The following is an 18,755-nucleotide window of genomic DNA, read 5'->3' as shown; positions in this document are numbered from 1 at the left end:
GCGAAGGCATTAGATCTAAAACTTAACAGATTGGCAACGGCCGGTTAGGGCCGCTTACCGGCACTAATTCACAAATCCAGTCACTGGGTTAGCGAAATCCCCTCATACCGGGTCGAACCCCCGGCTCCCCGCCCCACCCCCGGCTTGGTTCTATACTCCGCCACGACCCATACGGCGGTGATCCCTCCCCCTCCATGCGAATCCTCAAGCGTCTGCTGCGCTACGCGCTGTACCTCGCCCTGGCCGGCATCCTGTTCGTGGTTGGCGCCGTGGGCGTCGCCTACTGGCTCCTGGCGCCACGCCTGCCTTCCGTGGCGGTCCTGCGCGATTACCACATGCAGGTTCCCCTTCGCGTCCTGAGCTCCGACGGCCGCCTGATCGCCTCCTTCGGCGAGACCCGGCGCATCCCCGTGCGCATCGCCGACGTGCCGGCGCGTCTCAAGAATGCCGTTTTATCGGCCGAGGACGCGGATTTCTATAGCCATCCCGGCGTCGACTGGCACGGCATCGCCCGCGCCGGCATCCATGTGATCCTCTCCGGAGGCGACAAGGGACCAGGCGGATCGACCATCACCCAGCAGGTGGCGCGAAACTTCTTCCTCAGCCCGGAGAAGCTCTATTCGCGCAAGCTGACGGAGATGTTCATTGCCCTGCGCATGGAAAACGAGCTCAGCAAGGACCAGATCCTCGAGCTCTACATCAACAAGATGTTCCTGGGCCACCGTTCCTATGGCCTGGCGGCTGCCGCGTCGTATTACTACGGGAAGACCCTCGACCAGCTCACCGTGGCCGAAAGCGCCGCCCTCGCCTCGACCTTCCAGCTTCCTTCGGTGGTCAATCCACTGAACAATCCCAAGCGCCTGCTCGCCCGCCGCGACTGGGTGCTCGGCCAGATGCTGTCCAACCGCTTCATCACGAAGGCGGAATACGACGCGGCGATCAACGAGCCCAACGACGCCTTTCCCCATGAACAGCAGATCGAGGTCGACGCCCCGTACCTGGCGGAGATGGTCCGCCAGCAGGTGCTGGAGAAATTCGGCAACGAGGCCCTGACCGAGGGCTACGTCGTGCATACGACCGTACCCAGCGACAGCCAGGCCGCCGCCAACGAGGCCTTGCGCGGCCGCCTCTCGGCCTACGATCGCCGCCACGGCTACCGCGGTCCCGAGGGCCACGAAGAGTTGCCTGCGCAGGCCGGCCCGGAGGACTATGACCGCGTTCTCGCCGGCTACACGAGCGTGGCGGGCATGATGCCGGGCATCGTCACGGAGACTGGCGCGAAGGAGGCCAAGGTGTACCTTTCGCCCAAGGAGACGGTCACGCTCAGCCTGGAGTCCATGGCCTGGGCACGCCCTTACGTCAACGAAGGGCGCGCCGGCGCGGCACCGACCCGCGTGGATGCCGTGCTCAAGCGCGGCGATGTCGTCCGCCTGTTCCGCGCCGCGAAAGATGACGTGAACGAGGACGTGGCCAGCGGTGCCACGGAAGAAGGCAAGGACGTCCCCGCACCCAAGGCGGAGCCGGCCAGGCTCGAATGGCGCCTCACCCAGATTCCCGCGGTACAGGCCGCCCTGGTCTCGCTCGATCCGGAAGATGGCGCCGTACGCGCACTGGTTGGCGGTTTCAGCTTCGTACGCTCGAAGTTCAACCGCGCCGTGATGGCCGCCCGTCAGCCCGGCTCCAGTTTCAAGCCCTACCTGTATTCGGCGGCTTTCGAGCGTGGCTTCACGCCTGCCTCCATCGTCAACGACGCTCCCGTGGCCTTCCCCGATCCTTCGCGTCCGGATGGCATGTGGACACCGGCCAATGACGACAACAAGTTCGATGGCCCGATGCGCCTGCGCGAAGCCCTGGTGAAGTCGAAGAACCTGGTCTCGGTACGCCTGCTCGATGCCATCGGCCTGCGCTTCGCGCGTGAATACATGACCCGGTTCGGCTTCACACCGGACGCACTGCCACAAAACCTTTCACTGGCGCTCGGCACGGCGTCCGTGTCGCCGATGAGCATGGCCCGTGGCTACGCGGTGTTCGCCAATGGCGGCTACCTCGTCACGCCGTATTTCATCTCCCGGATCGACGACCGCGACGGCAATCCCGTCTATCTGGCCAATCCCGAGCGGGCCTGTGCGGAATGCCAGGAGCGCCTGTTGAACCCGACCCTGCCGGGGCCTCCGACGCAGGCGTCGACGGCCTTGATTCCCGCGCGTCCGGCGACCTCGAGCACGGCGGCGGGCAGCGGCACCGGCGACGCCGTGCTTCCCGCCGATGCCCATGCCAGCGCTTCGGAAGCGCCGAAGCTGGCGCCGCACGTGATCGACGTACGCAACGACTACCTCGTCACCTCGTTGATGCAGGATGTGGTGAAGCGCGGCACCGGTGCCGCGGCGAAGGCCCTGGGCCGTGACGACATCGCGGGCAAGACCGGCTCCACCAACGACCATCGTGACGCCTGGTTCGTCGGCTTCAACGGCGACGTGTCCACGGCGGTCTGGGTCGGTTTCGACGATTTCAGTTCGCTGGGACGTGGCGAGTTCGGCGCCAAGGCCGCGCTGCCCATCTGGATGGACTACATGGGCGCGTTCCTCAAGGACAAGCCATCGCACATGCTGGCGATGCCGCCGGGTATCGCCACGGTGCAGATCGATCCGGGTTCCGGCCTGCCCTCGCCGGGCGGCATGAACGAGATCATGAAGGTCGAGGACGTCGACCGTCTTCGCGAGCAGGCGACACAAAAACAGCAGGAGGAACAGCAGGAACACGCCTACGACATCTTCTGACGCGCGCGCCGAGCCAGCGGTCGCGCGCCTGGCACACGTTCACACCATACGGGGGTGAGTCATGGCACGAGGCGAACACCACAGGATCCATGCCCAGGACCGGACGCAGCGCAATCGCGTCCTCGTCGCCCAGGAGGCGGCACGCCTGATGAGCGAGCACGGTATCCGGGATTTCCACCATGCGAAGGTGAAGGCCGCCGAACGGCTCGGCATCGTCGACACGCAAGCCCTGCCCCGCAACAACGAGATCGAGGACGCGCTGCGCGAACACCAGCGTCTGTTCCACGCCGACACCCAGCCCCAAGCGCTACGCGCCCGGCGCGAGGCCGCCGTCGAGGCGATGCGATTCCTTCGCGGTTTCGATGCGCGCCTGGTCGGCGCCGTTCTCGAAGGCACGGCGGACGAGCATTCCGCCGTATGCCTGCATGTCTTCAGCGACGATCCGGACGCTCCTGGCCTGTTCCTGCGCGAGCAAGGCATTCCCCTCGAAACCCAGACGCGGCGGCTGCGCTGGTCGGGTGGCACCACCCAAAGCGAACACCCTGTGCTGCTGTTCGGCGCCGACGGCATTCCCTTCGACCTGACCGTGTTGCCGATGGACGCACTGCGTCAGGCGCCGCTGGATCGCGTGGACGAACGGCCGATGCGCCGTGCCACGGCAGCCATGGTGCAGGAGCTGTTGGCGGAAGAGGACATCGCTGCCTTCCATGCATCATCGTGACAAAGAAGCAGATCGGGCCGGCACTCTCGGCGAGAGCCGGCTCTTTGGTGGGAGCCGACCTTGTCGGCGATCCCGCGGCAGCGGGCCAGTTCGAGGCAAGCACCCATCGCCGACAAGGTCGGCTCCCACCGAAGCACCTCTTTTCCCCGCAGAAAAAAACCCCGCTTTCGCGGGGTTTCTTTCTTAGCGCTTGTCGTTCGGAACGTAGTCGCGAACGTCGGCGCCGGTGTAGATCTGGCGCGGACGGCCGATACGCGATCCCGGGGTTTCGTGCTGCTCGATCCAGTGCGAGATCCAGCCGGACGTGCGCGCGATGGCGAACATCACGGTGAACATCTCGGTCGGGATGCCAAGCGCCTTGTAGATGATGCCCGAGTAGAAGTCGACGTTCGGGTAGAGCTTGCGCTCGACGAAGTAATCGTCCTTCAGCGCGGCTTCTTCCAGCTTCATGGCGACATCGAGCAACGGGTCGTTGACACCAAGCTCGTTGAGCACCTTGTGGCACATTTCGCGGATGATCTTGGCGCGCGGGTCGAAGTTCTTGTACACGCGATGGCCGAAGCCCATCAGGCGGAAGGAGTCGTTCTTGTCCTTCGCACGCTTGACGGCCGTCTCGACCTTGTCGGCCGAACCGATTTCCTCGAGCTGCTTGAGCACGGCTTCGTTCGCACCACCATGGGCCGGACCCCAGAGCGCGGTGATGCCGGCGGCGATCGACGCGTAAGGATTGGCACCGGTCGAACCGACCAGGCGGACCGTCGAGGTGGAGGCGTTCTGTTCGTGGTCGGCGTGCAGGATGAAGAGCAGGTCGAGCGCCTTGGCGACGACCGGATTCAGTTCCAGCGGCTCGCTCGGCACTTCGAACATCATGTGCAGGAAACGCGTGACGTATTCGAGGTTGTTGCGCGGATAACGCGTCGGCCAACCGATCGAATGGCGGTAGATGGCGGCGGAAATCGTCGGCATCTTCGCGATCAGGCGAATGGCGGCGAGCTTGCGGTCTTCCGGATTATCGACGTCGAGCTTGTCGTGGTAGAACGCCGAAAGCGAAGCGATCGAGCCGGCCAGCATGGCCATCGGGTGCGCGTCGTGGTTGAAGCCGCGCAGGAAGAACTTGAGGTTCTCGTGCATCATCGAGTGATGCGTGATGTCGTGCTCGAACTTCGCGAACTCGGTCTTGCTGGGCAGTTCGCCGTTGAGCAGCAGGTACGAGGTCTCGAGGAAGGTGGATTTCTCTGCAAGCTGTTCGATCGGATAGCCGCGATACAGCAGGACGCCCTTGTCGCCGTCGATATAGGTGATGGCGCTCTTGGTGCTGGCGGTGCTGCCGTAGCCCGGATCGTAGGTGAAGTAGCCGGTGTCCTTGTACAGCGTGCCGATGTCGACGCACTCGGCGCCGAGCGTGCCGCCGATGACCGGCAGTTCGCTCACGGGCTTGTTGGATTCATCGACCAATTTGACGGTTTTGGCGTCGGACACGGCGAGCTCCTCTTCTTCTCGACGATTTGGGGGAAACGGCACCCTGGGGAAGGTGTCGTACCGGCCACTACGTGCAGCCGAAGTTCCCCATTATCGCACAGAGCCCGTTCGAACGTCCGTTCGACCATAGGGCAATCCGTGGACGCAAAAAGACACGGGGCAAGCCGTGGGCTCGCCCCGTGTCCATCGATCCTCGCGAAACGCCACCCCGCAGGCGGCGCGCGGATTTCGGTCCGGCTTTCTTGTATTACTTCTTGCCGTAACGCTGGCGGAACTTGTCGACGCGGCCGCCGATGTCGAGCGTCTTCTGCTTGCCCGTATAGAACGGGTGCGAGTGACTGCTGATATCGAGCTTGATCACCGGGTATTCGTTACCGTCTTCCCACTTGACGGTTTCCTTGCTGGACATCGTCGAACGCGTCAGGAACGCGAAATCCGACGACAGGTCCTGGAAGACCACCGGCTGGTACTTCGGATGGATGTTCTCTTTCATGGCTTGAACCTGAGAAATAGCGGGGTGAAAAGAGCGGCATTGTAACCAGCGGAGTCGGCGACGGCAAGCCTTGCCCGGTGGTCACCCATGGAGGCCGCTTGAGACGGGAGCCGACGGGGGCGGCCCCATCTGTGGGAGCCGCTTCAGCGGCGATGGGTGCTTGCCTCGCGCGGGCCCGCTGCCGCGGGATCGCCGATGAATCGGCTCCCACCAGAGTCTGCTAGCCCACCACCTCTGCTAGCCCACCACCGGCGCGAGGCCGGTTCAGGGGGCGCCCAACGCCCCGGCGATCAATTCGCGGAAGCGGTCCTGGTCCACTTCCAGCACGATCCTGGCGTTGGCCCGGCCGCCGAGTCGGCGGTGCCAGTCGACCACCGTGGCGCCACGGGTCAGGCGTCCATCGAGTTCGATCGCCACGTGGCGGGTCTCGGCGCGGACGATCATGGCCGGGTCGAGGGCCACGGCCATCGCCAGGGCGTCCGCCGCGATGAAGCCGGTGCGCTCGTGCTCGGCGTTGAAGCGGCGGGCGGTGCCGAAGATCTTCTCGAAAAATGCCGCCCGCTCGTCGCCCGAGGCTATCCATCCCTCGTAGACCTTGTCCGCGAAGGCATGACGCACCGTGGCCTCCCAGTCCACGAGGTCGAACATCTCGAATGCCTCGAACACCACATGGGCCGCTTCGGGATCGAAACCGATATTGAATTCGGCGGGGATTTTGCCCGTGTTCCCATGACCGGTGACGGCGCCCCCCATGACGACCAGGCGCTTCACGCGCGCCGGGAACGCCGGATCGAGACGGACGGCCAGGGCGAGATTGGTCAGCGGCCCGAGCGCCACGAGCGTCAGTTCTCCCGGACGCTCGCGGGTCAGGCGGATCAGGGCGAGCGCGGCGTGCTCGGCCTGCGAGGGATGCGTGGGCTCGGCGAATCCGACGTCACCGAAACCGTCGGCGCCATGGACGAAGGCCGCATCCTCGTCCGGAGCGCGGACCAGCGGCGACGGACAACCGGGATGCACCGGCGTCGCCGCGCGGATCAGTTGCACCAGCGTGCGCGCGTTGCGCACGGTGTGGTCGAGCCCGACGTTGCCCGCGGCCACCGTCAACGCGGTGACGTCGGCATGCTCGTGCGCCATCAGGATGGCCAGCGCGTCGTCCACGCCGGGGTCGGTGTCGATCAGCAACGGGGTTCGGGTCATCGGGATCGTGTCGTTGAACGGCCGGACAGCATAACGCCGTGCATCGGATTCAGGCACCCTGCTCCGCTGCCTCGCTACGCCCGGAGAAATCGAAGCCCAACTCGGCCGCGACCTGCTCCACCCCGGCGCACAACGCATCCAGGGCCGGTGTGCGCGTGGCGATGCGCGGGCGCAGGTCGAGCGTGCAGGCGAGTCCCATCTGCAGGAGGTCCGCATGCGCCAGGTGCAGCGTGTCGGCCTGGGCCTGGGTGAACAACCCCGCCTCGCGCAGCACGTCGATCAAGGTGCTGCTGGCGTGCGTGTCGAGCACCGACGGATGCGTGGCCGCATGCCCGAGGACCATGCCCTGCAGGATGAACTCGATGTCGATGAGCGCGCCCACGCCCTGTTTCAGGTCGACATGGCCGGTATCGGAGCGGTCGCGCTCGCCGCGCCAGCGTGCACGCATGGCGCCCACGTCGGCACGAACGCGCCCGGCATCGCGTGGTGCGCCGAGGATCTCGCGCCGGATGCCCGCGAGGGCGGCGCCAAGCCTCGTATCGCCAGCCACCGGGCGGGCGCGCAACAGCGCCTGGTGTTCCCAGGTCCATGCACGGTCGCGCTGGTATGCCTCGAACGCATCGACACTGGCGACCAGCAGCCCCTTCGACCCGTCCGGCCGCAGGCGCGTGTCCACGTCGTACAACCGGCCTGCGTGGGTCTGCACGCTCAACCAATGCATCACGCGTTGCGCCAGGCGCTGGTACCACCGCGTGCCATCGACCGGCCGGGGGCCGTCGCTCATCGTATTGGCGCGCTTGCCATCGTAGACGAAGACCAGGTCCAGGTCCGAGGCGAACCCCAGTTCCTCGCCACCGAGGCTGCCATAGCCGAGCACGGCGAACCCGCTGCCCTCGCCCGGCAGGCGGCCATGCTGGGCCGTGAGTTCGCGTGTAGCCAGGGCGAGGATGGCCGCGACCACCGCCTCCGCCAGCCCGGCGAGCCTCCGCGCCGTCGCGGTGGCATCCGACCGGCCATCGTTGAAGGCCAGCCCGAGGCGAAAGGCGATGCTCGAACGGAACTCGTTGATGCGTTCCAGCTCGTGCTCCGCGTCCCGCTCATCCAGTGCACCCAGGGTGCGTGCGATCTCGGCCGAGATATCCGCCCGTTTCAGCGGCAACTGGTCGATGCGCGGATCGAGCACGTCGTCGAGCAGGAGGGGTTGCGCTATGACGCGCTCGGCGAGGAACGCACTATCGGCAAACACGCTGGCGACACGCCGCCGCGCATTGGGCTGTTCGTCGAGCAGGGCGAGGTAGGACGAACGACGTGCGACGGCCTGGACCAGGCGCAACAAACGCAGGAGGCTGGCCACGGGCGCCACGCTGCCACGGGCTGCGCCGATCAAGTGGGGCATCAGGCGTTCGATGCGTTCGGACGAACGCGCCGACATCGAGCGGACCGCCGCCGTGCGCGGCAATTTCACCAGCTCATTGGCCGCTTCCTCGCCAGGGACGAAACCCGACGCCTCCATCATGGCCGCATCGAGCGTCTCCCCCCGTGCCGCCTGCCAAAGCGCGACGTCGGCGATGGGAGCCGTCGCCGTGCCGCCAGCTTCGGGAACGAGCACGGCGGCGAACTCGGCGGACACGGCATCGCGATGCCGGACCAGATCCAGTGCGAGGTCGTCCCAATGGGCGTAGCCCAATCCAAGGGCCAGCCGTTCGCGCGACAGCGCATCGTCGGGAATGTCGTGGGTCTGCGCGTCGCGCAGCATCTGCACGCGGTTCTCCAGGCGGCGCAAGAACACATAGGCCGAGCGCAACAGCTTCGCCCGTGCCGAGGGGATATAACCGCGTGCCTCGCAAGCCCGCAGCGCGGGCAACAGGCCACGCACGCGCAAGGCCGGGTCGCGACCGCCACGGATCATCTGGGTCAGCTGCACCACGAACTCGATTTCACGAATGCCGCCCGGCCCGAGCTTCAGGTTGCCGGCGAGATCCTTGCGTGCGACCTCCGCGTCGATCAGCGCCTTCATCTCGCGCAGGCCCGCGAACGCCGTGTAATCGAGGTAACGGCGGTAAACGAACGGCCGGAGCATGTCCTGCAGTTCGCGTCCGGCGACGCGGTCGCCAGCCACCGGCCGCGCCTTGATCCAGGCATAGCGTTCCCAATCGCGACCTTCCCGCTGGTAGTACTGCTCCATCGCCGCGAAGGGCAACGACAACCGCCCCGCGTTGCCGAACGGGCGCAGGCGCAGGTCCACGCGTGCGCAGATGCCATCCACCGTGGGCTCGGCCAGCAGGCGCACGAGCTGGCGTGTTTCGCGAATGAAGTATTCGCCGTTGTCCAGGGGCCGCGCTCCATCGGTTTCTCCACCCGAGGCATACGCCAGCACCAGGTCGATGTCGGAGGAAAAATTCAGCTCGTTGCCGCCGAGCTTGCCGAAGCCGAGCACTACCGTGCGCTGCGCGACGCCGTTCGCATCGCGCGGCTGCCCGTAGCGCGCATGCATGGCGCTTTCCGACCAGCGCAAGGCAACCTCCAGCAAGGTTTCATAAAGCGCGCTCGTCGAGGAAAGTGTTTCGTCCAGGTCGTCCAACCCGTTCACGTCGCGGAACACGAGGCGGACCGCTTCCGCATGCCGGAAGCGGCGCAGTACCGACATGCAGCGATCCTCGTCCGCCGGCAGTTCCAGCGTGGCGCCACGCGTTCCCGCGTCGGCATTGGCGCGAAGTCGTTCCAGTCCGGCGGGCGCGAGCAAATCGGGCTGGCGACGCAAGATATCGAAGGCGAAGTCCGAGGCGAGCAAGGTCCGCCGGATTCGTTCCGCCACGCCGGCATCATCGTACAGCGGGATGCGCGCGGCACGGCATGCCGCCATCACGTCGGCATAACGGGTATCGATCAATGCGCGTAGTTCGGGGCTTTCGCGCGGAGCCGTCGTCGATGCATTCATGAGGTGGTCATTGTGCCTTAGCGGCGGCATGGCGCGCTTCCCGGCACCGGATTGCGATTCGTCTCATGACATGTCACGGATCGCAAGAAATACGTGCGTCCTCGCCTGACAACCGGTTCATGTCCGCTGCGTTACAGTCCCTACCCCCTTGCTACAGGGGCGTGACAAGAGGGCGTTATGACTTTCGATTCAAAGCGTTGGCGTGACGTTATGGCCCGGGTGGCGTTGCCACTCTGCCTCGCCGTGGCGTTCGTTCTCTACACCGGCTTCCTCGATGGCAACCCCGGCGTATCCAGCGCCGAGTGGGCTGCCCGGCCGTGGCACCTGTTCGCCAACGCCTTCCCCGGCCTGCTGCTCGCCTCGCTGTTGCTGGTGCTCACGCGCCGGGCATGGCTGTCGTTCGGCCTCGCCTTCATGGCGCAGGGGGCCGTGCTGGTGGTCAGCGCCATCAAGATGAAAAACCTGGGCGCGCCACTGCTGCCTGCCGACTTCCGCATGGTCGGCCAGCTGAAGAACGGTGGCCTGCACCTGCTCGGCGGCTACCTGCCCGCCAACCCCTTGCCCTACCTGGCCATCCTGGGAACGATCGCGCTGATCGTCGTGATCGCCCGCTACGAGCCTCCCCTTTTTGCCCGGCGCACGAAGGGACGCCGCCTCGTCGCAGGCGTGGCGCTGGTCGCGCTGATGGGAACCCTGTTCGCGGGCGTTCCCGCATGGTCGACGATCTACAACAAGGATCGCCTGGGCCTGCAACCCTGGTCCGCCGCGGCGAACGCCGGCTACAACGGCGTGGTGACGACGATCGTGCAGTTCCGCCTGCAGGATGCAGGCAAGAAGGCCAAGGCCGATCCGGCCGAAGCCGGACGCTTCCTCGCGGACACCGGACCCGCCCTGCGCGAGCACATGGCGGTGGCGGCGACCAACGGACGGCAGACGCCCGACATCGTCGTCGTGCAGAGCGAGTCGTTCTTCGACCCGAGCGCGATTCGCGGCCTCGAGAACGAGGACTTCGCACCGAACCTGCATCGTCTCGCGGAGCATGCGAGCACGGGCCGCCTGCATGTCCCCACGTTCGGTGGCGGCACGATCCGCACCGAATTCGAAGTGCTCACGGGTCTGTCGCTGCGCTACTTCCCGACGATGCAATTCCCGTACCTGCAGATGCATTCGGGCGTCGTTCCGGGCATGGTGCGAACGTTGCGTTCGCACGGATACGAAACCATCGCGGTCCACGGTAACGACGCCTCGTTCTGGAACCGGAGCACGGCGTTCAAGTCGCTGGGCTTCGACCGCTTCGTGTCGCAGCCGGATTTCCCCAAGGGCTTCCGCAAGGACGGCGAATACATGGCCGACAGCGCCATGACCGACGAAATCATGAGTCAACTGAAGGACTCCGGCCCTCCGCGCCTCGTCTTCGCGATCAGCATGGAAGCGCACGGACCATACGACAAGAGCGTGAACATCGACACGCATGAGCGCGACGCCATTCCCGTGCCGGACGGCATCAGTGACGATGCGAAACTGCAATTGCGCAACTACATCTATCACATGCGTCATGCCGACGCCGAACTCGGCCGTCTCGCCGAACTCCTCAAACAACGCGAGCGGCCGACGCTTCTGCTGTTCTACGGCGATCACCTGCCTGCGCTCACCGAGACCTACGACAAGCTCGGTTTCGCCGACGGTACCGGCATGTTCAACCAGACAGTGCCGTACATCCTCATCGACGCACACGGTGACGGCCCCGCGCCGGAGAAGACCGACCTCGCGGCGTGGATGCTGCCCGGCAAGCTGCTGGAGCAAGCTGGCGTGCACGACGATCCCTATTTCGCCCTCACCCAGGTCGTCGCTCCGCGTCTCGCCGCGCTCACGCACGCACCGGACGCACCCACGCCTGCAGAAGATGCCCTGCAGAAATACACGGATCTATCGATGAGCAATGTCGCGATGCTTCGCATGAAGCAGAAGCTCGAGCCGCTGGTTGCGCAGTACGCCTTGCCCGACGCGGCTGCGCTCGCTCGCCAGTCAGGTACGGCGGAAGAAAACGCCGCGGCGGGCGCACATCAGTAGCACGTTGCGATTCGTCGACGGCCGATACGGATGCCCCCTGATCGCAACTTCTTGCGATTCCTCGCGAGCATGGCGCTTGAACCATGCGATGCGATGCGCATCGACGGCAACCTGCGACGGAGTGGTACACACATCACACGTGAAGCGATCCGCTCGCCCCTAGCCTGACCGTCCGCGCATCGCGCGCGGCGGAACAGGGGGCGGCACCGGCGATGACGCCGGCGTCACATGGACGACATCCTTCCCAATGCAGGAGTCGTTTCTCCCGATTGCGTCGCCACCGTGCACGAAGGTGATCGCCTGCAAAAGAACGGCTTGATCCAGCGAGCGTCCGGCGCACTGGAGAAACCGGCGACTTGCGGCAAGGCGAACTACACCTTGCATGGCGACCGCGTCGAAGCCGACGGCCGCCGCACCTTGCGCGCCGCCGCCACGCCGCCACCCGAGCAGAGCGGCTGGGTACAGGCCGCGAACTACGCCAGCAACACGCCCATCGGCCGCATCGTCGCGACATGGACCGTGCCCTCCGCACCCGCGACGAAGGACGACCAGGTCATCTACTTCTTCCCGGGCCTGGAGCAACTGCCGAACGTGCAATCGATCCTTCAGCCCGTGCTCGGATGGAACGGCTACAGCGACAAGGCGTGGACCCTGGCGAGCTGGAACTGCTGTGTCGACGGCACCACGTTCCACAGCGACCCGATCCCGGCGAAGGCGGGCGATGTCGTCGTGGGCGATACCTACTCCACCTGCGCGGCGGGACAGGACTGCCCCACGTGGAAGATCGACTCGCGCAACACGACCACGGGCCGCACGAGCTCGCTCACGACCGACCCCTATGACGACCTCACCTGGGTCTTCGGCGGCGTGCTCGAGGTGTACAACGTCTCCACCTGCGGCGAATACCCCGGTGGCCCGATCACCTTCCACAACATCCAGGTGTACGACCGCAACAACGTGCGTGTCGCCTCTCCGCCCTGGGGTGGCAGCGACACGTCGGGCATCAATCCACAGTGCAACTACGGACTCAGCACGACGGCTACCTCGGCGACCATCTCGTACTGAGTGAGGGTGGGTCCTTGCCGAGCCGGCACAAAAAAAGCCCCGCTTTCGCGGGGCTTTTCGTAACGAGCCAGAGGGGCGCGGACTTAGAAGTCCATGCCGCCCATGCCACCCATGCCGCCGGGGGCACCGTGGCCGTGGCCGTCGTCCTTCTTCGGCAGCTCGGTCACGGCCGCTTCGGTCGTGATGATCGAGCCGGCCACCGAGGCGGCGAACTGCAGCGCCGAACGAGTGACCTTGGTCGGGTCCAGGATGCCGAACGCGATCATGTCGCCGAACTCGCCGGTGGCGGCGTTGTAACCGAAGTTACCCTGGCCGTCCTTCACCTGGTTGACGATGACCGAAGCCTCTTCGCCAGCGTTGGTGACGATGGCGCGCAGCGGGGCTTCCAGCGTGCGGCGGGTGATCGCGATGCCGAGGTCCTGGTCCGGGTTCTTGCCCTTCAGGCCTTCGAGGGCCTTCAGCGCACGGATCAGGGCGACGCCGCCGCCCGGGACCACGCCTTCCTCGACGGCCGCACGCGTGGCGTGCAGGGCGTCTTCGACGCGGGCCTTCTTTTCCTTCATCTCGACTTCCGTCGCGGCGCCGACCTTGATCACGGCGACACCGCCGGCAAGCTTGGCGACACGCTCCTGCAGCTTCTCGCGGTCGTAGTCCGAAGAGGTCTCCTCGATCTGCGCCTTGATCTGGCCGATGCGCGACTGGATGCGCTCGGCTTCGCCGGCACCGTCGATGATCGTGGTGTTTTCCTTGGTGATCACGACGCGCTTGGCGCGGCCGAGGTCGTTGATCGTGGCCTTGTCGAGCTGCAGGCCCACTTCCTCGGAGATGACCACGCCGTTGGTGAGGATGGCGATGTCTTCCAGGATGGCCTTGCGGCGATCGCCGAAGCCCGGCGCCTTGACGGCGGCGACCTTGACGATGCCACGGATCGTGTTGACGACGAGGGTGGCCAGGGCTTCGCCCTCGACTTCCTCGGCGACGATCAGCAGCGGCTTGGCGGCCTTGGCGACAGCCTCGAGCACCGGCAGGAGCTCACGGACGTTCGAGATCTTCTTGTCGTGGATGAGGATGAACGGATCGTCCAGTTCAACCTGCTGCGACTGCTGGTTGTTGATGAAGTACGGCGAGAGGTAGCCGCGATCGAACTGCATGCCCTCGACGACGTCGAGCTCGTTCTCGAGGCCCGAGCCTTCCTCGACCGTGATCACGCCTTCCTTGCCGACCTTGCCCATCGCGGTGGCGATGATGTCGCCGATGTTCGAATCGGAGTTGGCCGAGATCGTGCCGACCTGGGCGATCGCCTTGTCATCCGCGGTCGGGTTGGAAAGCTTCTTCAGCTCACCGACGGCGGCCGTGACGGCCTGGTCGATGCCGCGCTTGAGGTCCATCGGGTTGATGCCGGCGGCCACGGCCTTGAGGCCTTCCTGGATGAACGCCTGGGCGAGGACGGTGGCCGTCGTGGTGCCGTCGCCGGCCACGTCGGAGGTCTTCGAGGCGGCTTCCTTGACGATCTGGGCGCCGATGTTCTCGTACTTGTCGGCGAGTTCGATTTCCTTCGCGACCGAGACGCCATCCTTGGTGACGGTCGGCGCGCCGAAGCTCTTCTCGAGCACGACGTTGCGGCCCTTCGGACCGAGGGTGACCTTGACGGCGTTGGCGAGCGTGTTGACGCCCTTCAGCATGCGTGCGCGGACGTCTTCGCCGAAGCGGACTTCTTTAGATGCCATGAGAGTGAATCCTTGAGATCAGTTGTTTGAGATAGCGGGGAGGAGCGGGGCGAGCGAGGCTCAGCCTTCCAGGACCGCCACGATGTCGTCTTCCTTCAGGAAGACCAGATCTTCGCCATCGACCTTGATTTCCTGGCCGGCGTACTTGCCGAACAGGACGACCTCGCCTTCCTTCACGCCCATCGGGCGGAGCTGGCCGCTGGCCAGGAGGAGGCCGGTACCGGCGGCGATGACCTTGCCGCGGGTGGGCTTCTCGGTGGCGCTGTCAGGGATGACGATGCCACCGGCGGAAACACGCTCTTCTTCGAGACGCTTGACGATGACGCGATCGTGCAGCGGGCGCAGTTTGCTCATGACTTCTCCAACCATGTGATTGACGGATAACGAAATTGGTCCACCCTGTTAGCACTTGCCACGGGTGAGTGCCAGAATTTTAGCCAAAGCTCTCCACGAATCGGAAGAGCCTCGGGGTGATCGACAGATGGCGCCTGTGCGAAACCGTTCAAGGCCCCGGGTACAAAAAAGACCACAATCGACCCATGTCCGAACCCATCGCCATCCTTGTCGCCTGTCCCGCCGGCGAACCCGCCGCCGCCCTCGCCCATGGTCTGGTCAAGGCCGGCCTGGCCGCTTGCGTGAACCACCTGCCGGGGATGCGGTCCACCTACCGCTGGCAAGGCGAGGTGGTCACCGACGCGGAGGACCTCCTGCTGGTGAAGACCACCCGCGAGGCCTTCGCGGCGGTCGAGGCCTTCGTCGTCGCGCACCACCCCTACGAGGTGCCGGAGGTCGTGGCCCTGCCGCTGGTGGAAGGCCACGCGCCCTACCTCGCCTGGCTGGAAGCCAGCGTCGATGCAAGCTAACAAGGGCATGCCCGGTCATAATGATCGACGCCCCCTCGCGGTTCGTCGCCGCACCGATCCCCGGAGTCATCATGACGTCGTTCGCCCGCCTCGCGCGGAACCTGGTCGCCGGCCTCGCCTTGCTCGCCGCCCTGCCGGCGCTCGCCCAGGGCGACGACGACCTGCTGCCGGTCACCCAGGCCTTCCACCTCACTTCCGATGCCAGCCAGCCCGGCATGGTGAAGCTGCACTGGCGCATCGCGCCGGACTATTACCTCTATCGGGGCCGGATCAAGATCAAGGCGGCGGAGCCCACGGCGGTCACGCTGGGCGAGGCGACGCTTCCCGATGGCCTGAAGAAGCACGACGAATACCTCGGCGACGTGGAGATCTACCACGGCGACGTGGAGGCCAGCGTGCCGTACACGCTCGTCGACGCCGCCACCAAGACGCTGGCCCTCGATGTCCAGTACCAGGGCTGCCACGAGGTGGAGCCGAAGATCTGCTACCCACCGAATACCGAGCACCTGAAGCTCACGATCGGCGGTGCATCGACCATCCCCGTCGCCGTGGCGCCCGCCGCCAACGGCGCGGCCCTGCTGGGCGCCCCATCGGCGACCCCTGGTGGCGAGGCGCAGGCGCTTCCCGCCGACCAGGCGTTCCGCTTCGAGGCGCTGGTCAAGGACCACGACAGCCTGCTGCTGCGCTGGACCATGCCCAAGGACTACTACCTGTACCGCGACAAGACGCAGATCACCGTGTCCTCGCCCGCCGGCGTAACCGTGGGCGAACCGGACTGGCCCAGCGGCACCGCCCATCACGACGAGCACTTCGGCGACACCATCGTCTATTTCGACCAGGTCGAGCTGCCAGTGCCGCTGAATGGCGCCGCGGGCGCCACGGCGGTGGCGATCGACGTGACTTACCAGGGCTGCCTCGAGAACGGCATCTGCTATCCGGTCATGACGCGGCATATCAAGGTCGACCTGGGCGCGGGCACGGCATCCGTCGGCGCCCCGTCCGAGGAACAGTCTGCCGCAGCGCCGTCGGATGTCGCGCCGACGCCGCCACCGCCCGGTCTGGCGCCCGGCGGTGACGCGCCCGTCGGCTTCATCGCGGCCATCGGCCTCGCCCTGCTCGGCGGCCTGGTGCTGAACCTCATGCCGTGCGTGTTGCCGGTGCTGTCGCTGAAAGCCATCACCGTGCTCGAAAGCGGGGAAAGCCCGGGCGCCGCACGCAAGCATGCGCTCTGGTATACGGCCGGCGTACTGGCCGCCTTCGCCATCCTGGGCCTGGTCATCGTCGGCATCCGCGCGGCGGGCCACGGCATCCAGTGGGGCGCGCAATTCCAGCAGCCACTGGCGATCGGCCTGCTCGTCTACGTGATGCTGGCCGTGGGCCTGTCGATGTCGGGCGTGTTCGAGATCGGTGGTTCGCTCGGCAACGTGGGCAGCGGGCTCGCCGCTCGATCGGGCCCCTCCGGCGACTTCTTCACCGGCGTGCTCGCCGTGGTCGTGGCCAGCCCCTGCACCGCCCCCTTCATGGGTTCCGCGATCGCCTTCGCCTTCGCCGCGCCCCTGGGCGTGGCTTTCCTGATCTTCCTGGCGCTCGGCCTGGGTCTTGCCCTGCCCTTCCTGCTGATCGGATTCGTGCCGGCGATCGCGCGGCTGTTGCCACGTCCGGGACGATGGATGGAAACGCTGAAGCAGTTGCTGGCGTTCCCCATGTACCTCACGGCGGTCTGGCTGCTGTGGGTACTGACCAAGCAGCGCGGCGCCGATGCGACCGCCCTGGTGCTCGTGGGCGGCGTGCTGCTGGCCATGGCCCTGTGGTGGTACGGCCGCAGCCGTGGCGCACGCCTGTCCTGGGTGTTCACCGGCGTACTGATGATCGGCGCCGCCGCGGCGCTTTGGACCGTGCACGGCCTGCCGGCGCAGGGCGCCGCCCTGCGCGTGGCCGCCGACGGTTCCGTCCCGTATTCGCCGGAAAAACTGGCGGAGTTGCGTGGCGCGGGGACGCCGGTGCTGGTCGACATGACGGCTGACTGGTGCATCACCTGCAAGGCGAACGAGAAAGCCGTACTCGATACCGACGCCTTCAAGGCCTTGCTCACCCGCACCGGCACCGTCTACATGAAGGGCGACTGGACCGACGTGAATGCGACCATCGCGGCCTTCCTCGAGCAGTACCACTCGGTGGGCGTTCCGCTCTACGTGGTCTACCCGAAGGGCGGCGGCGATGGCCGCAAGCTGTCCACGGTGCTCACCTACGACAGCGTCGAGAAAGCGCTCGAGGCCGCCGCGCATCCATGAGCCGCGGCCCGACCTTCTGGATCGTGGTGCTGGCGATCGCCGCCGCGGCCACGGGGCTGTACCTGGAGCATCGCCGCCTGAACCCGCCACCGCCGCAAGGTGTCACCGTGGCGGATGTCGGCGAGTTCCCGCCACCGGCCACCTTCCTCACCGTGGAAGGCAAGCCGCGCCAGCTTTCGGACTGGCGTGGCAAGCGCCTGCTGATCAACTTCTGGGCCACCTGGTGCGCCCCATGCCGCCGGGAAATGCCGTTGTTGAGCGAGAACGCCGGACGCTACAAGGCGCGCAACGTCGCCATCCTCGGCGTGGCCGAAGACACGGCAGGCGCCGTGCGCGCCTATCTCGCGGCCCAGCCGGTGGCGTATCCGGTGGTGCTTGCCGATAGCGACGCCCCGGGCGGCTCGCTATCTTTCGGCAACACACGCCGGGTGCTGCCCTATAGCGTCCTCGTCGGCGAGGACGGGCGTATCCTGCGGCGCAAGCTCGGCACGTTCAGCCAGGCGGAACTCGACGCCTGGCTCGCGCCCTGAACCACGGAGGCCTTCCCATGGACCCCATGCTCCCACCCGACCAGGTGATCGAAGCCACGCGTCTCTGGCTCGAACGCGCAGTCATCGGCCTCAACCTGTGCCCGTTCGCCAAGGCGGTGCACAAGAAGGGCCAGATCCGTTATGTGGTCAGCGACGCCACGCAACCGCTGCAATTGCACGCGGACCTGGTCCGTGAGCTGGAATTTCTGCGCGATACCGACCCCGAGGCGGTGGACACCACGCTGTTGATCCACCCCCACGTGCTCGACGATTTCCTCGACTACAACGAATTCCTGGAGGTCGCGGACGACACCGTGGCGGATCTCGGCCTGGAGGGCGACATCCAGGTCGCCAGCTTCCATCCCGCCTTCCAGTTTGAAGGCACCGCTCCCGACGACATCACCAACTACACCAATCGCTCGCCCTATCCGACCCTGCACCTGCTGCGCGAGGCGAGCATCGACCGCGCGGTGGCGGCCTTCCCGGAAGCCTCGAAGATCTTCGAGGCGAACATGGAGACACTGGACCGGCTGGGCATCGAGGGCTGGCGGAAACTGTTCGCCGAGCCGTGATCGTCTCGACCTGTGGGAGCCGCTTCAGCGGC

At 66.1% G+C, this 18,755-nt stretch carries 14 protein-coding genes; 8 read left to right on the top strand and 6 right to left on the bottom strand.

The features are described from left to right. Nucleotides 1-194: 194 nt before the first annotated feature. Nucleotides 195-2,777: a penicillin-binding protein 1A gene (locus ACN9M2_RS02365; RefSeq protein WP_426286580.1), complete on the top strand. Its 2,583-nt coding sequence runs from the start codon at nt 195-197 to the stop codon at nt 2,775-2,777. Between the two features lie 61 nt (nt 2,778-2,838). Next, nucleotides 2,839-3,498: a hypothetical protein gene (locus ACN9M2_RS02360; RefSeq protein ID WP_426286579.1), complete on the top strand. Its 660-nt coding sequence runs from the start codon at nt 2,839-2,841 to the stop codon at nt 3,496-3,498. 183 nt (nt 3,499-3,681) lie between these two features. Here the strand turns inward: ACN9M2_RS02360 and ACN9M2_RS02355 are convergent, their stop codons facing one another. From ACN9M2_RS02355 to glnE, 4 genes are all read right to left on the bottom strand, one after another. After that, a complete protein-coding gene (locus ACN9M2_RS02355) occupies nt 3,682-4,977 on the bottom strand; it encodes a citrate synthase (RefSeq protein WP_306851016.1) in 1,296 nt (431 codons plus the stop codon). Nucleotides 4,978-5,224: 247 nt separating this feature from the next. Then, on the bottom strand, nt 5,225-5,470 hold the full coding sequence (locus ACN9M2_RS02350) for a type B 50S ribosomal protein L31 (protein WP_306851017.1): 246 nt from the start codon (nt 5,468-5,470) through the stop codon (nt 5,225-5,227). Between the two features lie 264 nt (nt 5,471-5,734). After that, the gene (locus ACN9M2_RS02345; protein WP_426286578.1) at nt 5,735-6,667 is read right to left on the bottom strand and encodes a nucleoside hydrolase; all 933 of its coding nucleotides are present in this window, start codon (nt 6,665-6,667) and stop codon (nt 5,735-5,737) included. A 49-nt stretch (nt 6,668-6,716) separates the two neighbouring features. After that, nucleotides 6,717-9,605, bottom strand: a complete 2,889-nt coding sequence (gene glnE / locus ACN9M2_RS02340) for a bifunctional [glutamate--ammonia ligase]-adenylyl-L-tyrosine phosphorylase/[glutamate--ammonia-ligase] adenylyltransferase (RefSeq protein WP_426286577.1) — start codon at nt 9,603-9,605, stop codon at nt 6,717-6,719. Nucleotides 9,606-9,782: 177 nt separating this feature from the next. Between glnE and ACN9M2_RS02335 the strand changes: the two genes are divergently transcribed. Both ACN9M2_RS02335 and ACN9M2_RS02330 read left to right on the top strand, forming a co-directional pair. Continuing rightward, a complete protein-coding gene (locus ACN9M2_RS02335; protein ID WP_426286576.1) occupies nt 9,783-11,675 on the top strand; it encodes an LTA synthase family protein in 1,893 nt (630 codons plus the stop codon). Nucleotides 11,676-11,903: 228 nt separating this feature from the next. After that, a complete protein-coding gene (locus ACN9M2_RS02330) occupies nt 11,904-12,740 on the top strand; it encodes a hypothetical protein (RefSeq protein WP_426286575.1) in 837 nt (278 codons plus the stop codon). An 83-nt stretch (nt 12,741-12,823) separates the two neighbouring features. Here ACN9M2_RS02330 and groL read toward each other — a convergent pair whose 3' ends face one another. Continuing rightward, nucleotides 12,824-14,467 carry a chaperonin GroEL gene (gene groL / locus ACN9M2_RS02325; protein ID WP_306851021.1) on the bottom strand — a complete coding sequence of 548 codons (1,644 nt, stop codon included), beginning with the start codon at nt 14,465-14,467 and terminating at the stop codon, nt 12,824-12,826. 60 nt (nt 14,468-14,527) lie between these two features. Beyond that, nucleotides 14,528-14,821: a co-chaperone GroES gene (locus ACN9M2_RS02320; RefSeq protein ID WP_426286574.1), complete on the bottom strand. Its 294-nt coding sequence runs from the start codon at nt 14,819-14,821 to the stop codon at nt 14,528-14,530. Between the two features lie 185 nt (nt 14,822-15,006). Between ACN9M2_RS02320 and cutA the strand changes: the two genes are divergently transcribed. From cutA to ACN9M2_RS02300, 4 genes are all read left to right on the top strand, one after another. Then, nucleotides 15,007-15,330 (top strand): divalent-cation tolerance protein CutA, encoded by a 324-nt coding sequence (cutA, locus tag ACN9M2_RS02315; RefSeq protein WP_426286573.1) that lies wholly within the window; start codon nt 15,007-15,009, stop codon nt 15,328-15,330. A 71-nt stretch (nt 15,331-15,401) separates the two neighbouring features. Next, nucleotides 15,402-17,621, top strand: a complete 2,220-nt coding sequence (locus ACN9M2_RS02310; RefSeq protein ID WP_426286572.1) for a protein-disulfide reductase DsbD family protein — start codon at nt 15,402-15,404, stop codon at nt 17,619-17,621. After that, a complete protein-coding gene (locus tag ACN9M2_RS02305) occupies nt 17,618-18,151 on the top strand; it encodes a TlpA family protein disulfide reductase (protein ID WP_426286571.1) in 534 nt (177 codons plus the stop codon). Before ACN9M2_RS02310 ends, ACN9M2_RS02305 begins: the two co-directional genes overlap by 4 nt. Before the next feature lie 17 nt (nt 18,152-18,168). Continuing rightward, nucleotides 18,169-18,723 carry a DUF1415 domain-containing protein gene (locus ACN9M2_RS02300; protein ID WP_426286570.1) on the top strand — a complete coding sequence of 185 codons (555 nt, stop codon included), beginning with the start codon at nt 18,169-18,171 and terminating at the stop codon, nt 18,721-18,723. Nucleotides 18,724-18,755: the final 32 nt, after the last annotated feature.

Origin of the sequence: Luteibacter sp. E-22 (assembly GCF_049913125.1) — a bacterium.
Taxonomy (GTDB): domain Bacteria; phylum Pseudomonadota; class Gammaproteobacteria; order Xanthomonadales; family Rhodanobacteraceae; genus Luteibacter.
Note: the sequence above shows the minus strand (reverse complement) of the source record. Positions and strands in the feature narration are given on the sequence as shown.